Genomic DNA, 5,339 nt, shown 5'->3' with positions numbered 1-5,339 from the left:
CCGGAAGCCGGCGACGCGACAAGGTAACCATCGACGTGAGGAGGACGGATGCGTATCGACCATCCGACCGATGACGAACTGCGGGAGAACTTCGACGAGATGCTCCGCTCCGTGCTCACCGGCGGCGGCATCCGCACGGAGACCGGTCTGGACATGAAGACCGAGGACGCCCTGTGGGCGATCGCCCGCGCGTATCCCGACGTGCCGGACGCGCTGGTCGACGCCGCCCGCGCGGCTTTCGCCGGCCAACTCGACGGCTCCAACGCCCGCGAGCGCAAGGAGGCGCTGGCCCGCAAGATCGACGAGCTCAACCGTCGCCGGTCGGCCCGGTGATCGCCGATGTCACGACCTAAGGTGAGCTCATGACCGAATGGCGCGTGTCGACCGACAGCGAGATCGTCGACCTGGCCACCGGCCTGCGGTCGCTCGACGGCTCCCAGCCGATGGACGCGGTACCGCGGCTGGCGGAGGCGTTCGGCTGGAAAGTGCTGACCGTCCATCCGGACCGCGCGATGCTGGATGCCGGGTTCGGCATGGCGAGCGGGAAGATTCATGGTCGCGACGGCCGCATCGTCGACATCAAGTTGCGCGTCACCGATTTCGCCTCGAACGACACGGAGGGGCGGGCCCGGTCGAGGGATGCGTTCGTGACAATGGTCGCGGCGTTGACCGGCGCGTTCGGTGAACCGACCACCCGGGTTCCCGGCGCCACCGCGGAGGTCCGCTGGTCTGGTCCGGAAACCACGCTGGTGGCCGAGGATCTGGGACGCTCGGTGCAGCTGTCCCTGACGGACAACTCCTGGCTCGCCCTGCACGATCAGGCCATCGAACTGGACCAACAGGAGCAGGGTTGACGGGGTGGGAAAACTTCGCCGTGGGTCTGGCCGAGGAACTCGCCGCGCTGCGCGCCGGTTCCATCGTCAAGCTGGTCGAGTCCGACACGGGTCCGCGGCGGCGATACGCCCAATTCCTCCAGCTCGATAATGCCCTCTCGGCCGAACTGGTCGACGACGAATGGCTCGACCCGCCCTTGCGCGCCGGCATAACGGGACGCGCGCTGATCGCCGAGTCGGGCTGGCGGGAACGCGATGCGAGCCATGACAACTGGTGGACCGAGCTGCCCTGGCCGAGTCCCACGGCCGGATACCGGAAACTGGCCGACATGGTCGTCACCGGGTTGCGCGATGGTTTCGGTATCGACGCCCCGACCGCCTTGGGCTATATCGCGTGGAATGAACGTGTGGAAAATCGAAAGCTGGACCTGCCGCTGCTCGGCCTGCGGCAGGAACCCTGACACGCACCGGCGCGGTGCCGGGGTGAACGACGAACGAAATGGGCATCGCGGCGTATGCGCCGGCTCCGATGCGGTGGACGAGGGGATTTCCGCGACGTGACCAACCCAGCCGGTCAGGCATCCGGTGACGAGCCCGCCGAGGCTGCGGAGCACGGCGCGCATGTGCCGCCGCCCGCCGAGGAGGCGGCCTCGGCCGAAGCGGTAGCCGAGGGCACCGTGCCCGAAGCCGAAGAGCCCGATGTCGGTTTCACCTTGTCCGCAGCGGCGCCGGTGGAGGATGTCGCCGAGCGAGCCAAGGCGCTCATGCACCAGGTCGCCCGCGAGCTGGGTGCTGGCGGTCCGCCGGGGTGGCAGCGGGTGGACGCGGTGTTCGCGCTGACCGTGGCGGCGGAGGTGGCGTCGGCCGTCTACTCCGACGACCAGGAGCGCGCCGTGCGGGTGACTCCAGAGCCCGGGATCGTAGCGCTGGTCAGGGAGCATCGGCAGCTGGCGGCCGGGCTCGGCGACGGGCCGTGGTGGCGTTTGCTCTTCACGCTGACCAGCACGGGCCGGATGGAGGTCGACTACGACTACGGCGACGAGCCGTTCCCGGACGATCAGCTGTTCCCGCCCGAGGTCTACCTCGCGGATCTGGCGGCGTTCCCACGGACGACGCTGCCGGTCTGGCTCGGTGCTTATCTGGGGCACGGCGACCGCCAGTCGCGGCCGCCGCAGGTGGCGGCGGCGCAGGCGCGAGCGGATCGGGAGGCGGGTGTGCGCGCCGTGCCGTGCGAGGACGAGTTGCCTCCGTTCCCGCTGATGGCCGCCCGGTGGGCGGTGCTCGCCGCGGCGTTCGTCGCGGCCGAATCCCAGTGGGGTCCACGCCTGCTGCCGTCCGTGAGCTGGTTCGAGGGCGCCAAGCGCAGCGGCGGTTCGCTGTACTCGCTGCCCGGTGGGCGCGCCGTGCTCTCGGGCGGGGTCTGGAACGCGCCGGAACTGGCGGCGGCCTACAACGACGGCGTCCGGTTGCCCGATCTGTATGCGGGCGCACCGGAGTGGGTGGCGGGCCAGGTGTTGAACCACCGCTGCGCCAGCGGTCTGCTGTCGTTCTGCTACTGGTGGGAGAACGGCCGCTGGTACCGCGGTGCGTCACCCGCGCCGGGCCGGTTCGCCGAAGCGATACCGGGTGTGTGGACCTCGGAGACCGTGGTGGACATCGTCGGCACCCTGCTCGGTGACGACGCGGACGCGCAGCGGCGCGCCGCTGTCGGCGACCTCGTGTCCGCGGCCGAGCTGGGTGTCGTCACGCGGGACACTCTCACAAGCGTCTTCGGTGACGACGGTCGATTCGATGTCGACGGTGCCTTCTTCCAGCTCACCATGGCCGGGGTGACCATGACGGCGCCGGGGCCGATGGCGCAGGAGGAGGCGATCGCCCGGGTCGAGCGGTTCATCCGGGACAGCGGCGCCGACACCGCGAATTATCCGCTGGAGGACTTGCGCGCCGATCGGCTCAGCGTCGGCTGGATGGTGTACGTCCCGGTCGAACCGGGTGAGATCGCGATCGGCCGGGCGATCTACTACATCGCCGATGACGGTGTGCTGGAACGGTCTTCGTCCTCGGTGGCGCCGTCGATATACCTCACCGGGTTCGAGCGGAGGTTTCGGGAACGGCACGGTCCGGTGGGCGGGTCCTGGCCGCAGGAGGAAAAGCGTTGAGCAGGCGAAACCAGACATCCATCGCGACGCAGCGTGAACCGGCTGGTCAGACGTGGTGAGCAGCGCGGGCGGGCCACCAGGACTCGGGTCTGTACATGCGGAGGCAACCCGACTGACCATAGAATCGTTGGTGCGTCGTAAGCCAATATTTGGTGTGCCGTAAGAACCGGCTGCCATATTGACGTGTGGCGCACCGCCGGTCGCGGCACGCCAGCGATGAGGAGGGTCGTCAGCGTATGAGTTGCCGGGCGCAGCAACGTGATCCCGTGCGCGGGGGCGGACGGGTCACCACGCCGTGGCGCGCGCATGGCCGACGCCCACGTCGGGGGTGGTGTATCCAGTTGTGCGGGTCGGAGTCTCTGTCTCCGGGATCGGACCTCGGCATCGTATCGCCCTTCGCTGTTGCGCTGTCGGGCAACTATTCCCACCGATGGGGGTCTGCCCTCGTCGGATCCGGACCATCGAGCACCTGGTCAGGAGCGTGACCCCATGCCACCGCCGAAGCCCGAGACCGACAACCCGTGGACCGGCCTGAACCAGCAGGCACACAGCGGCACGCTTCAGCTGAGTGATAGCGCGGCCGGGGAAGCGGCCGCACTCGCCGCCGCTGCGGCGAATGCGGTGGAGCTGGTCAAGCGTCATGTAGCGGATGTCTTGAATCCCAAGGGTTTCGGGGCGGCACCGTCGAGTTACCTGCTGCAGGCGAAGTTCTCGAAAGCGGCCGGTGATCTGGACGACATTCTCCGGCGGTTCCTGGAGATCCTGAACGCCATGGGAGAGACCTTCCTGGCGGCCGGAAAACGGTACAACGAAACCGATACCGACTCGGGCGCCGAATTCAGGAGAATCCGGGACAATACGCCGCGGCGCGGGGACGCGAGCCAAGGCGGAAATCCTGCCACGCCCCCGGTGGGCGGAAGCCATCACATCCCGGACTTTCTGCGCGATCATCAATATTTCGGCGACAAGTTGCAGAAGCCCTCGGATGAGCGCATCAATTCGAGCGGGCAGTTCTCGGAAATGGACGCACTCTCCAGGGCACAGGGCGGGCGGGACACCACTCCGGTCGACGTCGAGAACCCGTGGGAAAAGGATCATCCTTTCTTCGAATCATTCGAGACCGGACTCGATCCCGTGGCGGTCGTCAGCGACGCTCTGGTCTGGGACTGGATGGCCGTGGAACTCGACGGCACCTTCGACGACCTGAACAATCGTCTGGCTCGTTTTCCGCTGGAGGGGTCCTGGCAGTCCCCACAGGGCGAGGGCGGTATCAACGCGGCCATCGCCGCCGCGGCGACCTACCGATCGCAGGCCGGCGCGCTGACCACCAGCATGCGGGCGCTGAGCCAGAACCTCACCTACACCGCGGGCTGGTTGGCCGAGACCAAGAAGTTCATGCCCGGCGAGACACGGGACAAGGGCGGATACGTCGACCGTGAGATCCAGGAGGACAGTTGCCTGGATCTGTGGCACAGGCGGGGATTCCAGAACTGGTACGTCGAGGGCATGGGATACACCAACGCCGCGATTCCGATCCTTCCCGCCCCGACGGTGAAGCCCGCGCAGCCCCCAGCTCCGCCGGGTCCGCCCGGCCCACCTGGAACGGCTTCGCCTGGTACGGCCGCACCCGGAACGGCCGCACCAGGAGCGTCGCAGCAACAGCTGGCCGCGCTGCGCGACGCCCAACAGCAGTCCGATCAGCAGCGGCAGGCACTGTTGCAGCAGCAGAAGGCCCTGGAGGAGGCGCGGCGCACGTCCGAGGAGCGGGCCCAGAAGAGCGCCGCCGCGCAACAACAGCAGCAGGCCCAGCAGGCCGCCCAACAGGCGATGCAACAAGCCGCGCAACAGGCCGCTCAGCAGGCGCAGCAGGTCGGGCAGCAACTGGCCGGTGCCGCCCAACAGGCCGCGCAGCAAGCGGCGCAACAGATCGCGCAGCAGAGCGCGCTCGCCGGGTTGCCCGGCCTGCCCGCAGGCTTGCAGGACTTCCAGGACGCTGCCAAGAAGATGAACTCGGCGGCGAAGGGCGCCGGCGGTGGGCCCGGTCCGGGTATCGGCAAGGCCACCCCACCGGCCGGGCAGAACCTCGAGCGAGCTTCCAAGCTCTTCCCGCGCGCGACGACCGACATCGCGGCCACGGCGGCCGGCGTGCGCGCGGGTCTCGCGCAGGGAACGGGTATGGCGGGCGCCCCGATGGGTGGCATGCCGATGGGTGGTCCCGGCGCCGCCGCGGGCGGACAGCAGAAGGAGCACAAGCGCGCCGACTATCTCGACTCCACCGAGCATTTGGAGGAGGCGATCGGCGACGCTCCGGTCGTGGCGAAACCGGTTGTCGAGAAATGACGGCCGG

At 68.6% G+C, this 5,339-nt stretch carries 5 protein-coding genes; all 5 read left to right on the top strand.

The window, feature by feature from the left end:
• Nucleotides 1-48 precede the first annotated feature (48 nt).
• Nucleotides 49-333 carry a hypothetical protein gene (locus ACFU5M_RS04100; protein WP_379043353.1) on the top strand — a complete coding sequence of 95 codons (285 nt, stop codon included), beginning with the start codon at nt 49-51 and terminating at the stop codon, nt 331-333.
• A gap of 29 nt (nt 334-362) precedes the next feature.
• Nucleotides 363-854 (top strand): DUF6301 family protein, encoded by a 492-nt coding sequence (locus ACFU5M_RS04095; protein ID WP_379043350.1) that lies wholly within the window; start codon nt 363-365, stop codon nt 852-854.
• Entirely contained in the window at nt 851-1,294 is a 444-nt protein-coding gene (locus ACFU5M_RS04090) for a hypothetical protein (RefSeq protein WP_379043347.1), read from the top strand. The genes ACFU5M_RS04095 and ACFU5M_RS04090 overlap by 4 nt, the downstream gene beginning before the upstream one ends.
• A 96-nt stretch (nt 1,295-1,390) precedes the next feature.
• Nucleotides 1,391-2,992: a hypothetical protein gene (locus ACFU5M_RS04085; RefSeq protein ID WP_379043344.1), complete on the top strand. Its 1,602-nt coding sequence runs from the start codon at nt 1,391-1,393 to the stop codon at nt 2,990-2,992.
• Between the two features lie 489 nt (nt 2,993-3,481).
• On the top strand, nt 3,482-5,332 hold the full coding sequence (locus ACFU5M_RS04080; protein WP_379043341.1) for a hypothetical protein: 1,851 nt from the start codon (nt 3,482-3,484) through the stop codon (nt 5,330-5,332).
• Nucleotides 5,333-5,339 lie beyond the last annotated feature (7 nt).

This window comes from Nocardia sp. NPDC057455, assembly GCF_042802775.1.
GTDB lineage: Bacteria > Actinomycetota > Actinomycetes > Mycobacteriales > Mycobacteriaceae > Nocardia.
This window is presented reverse-complemented; position numbering and strand designations above follow the sequence as displayed.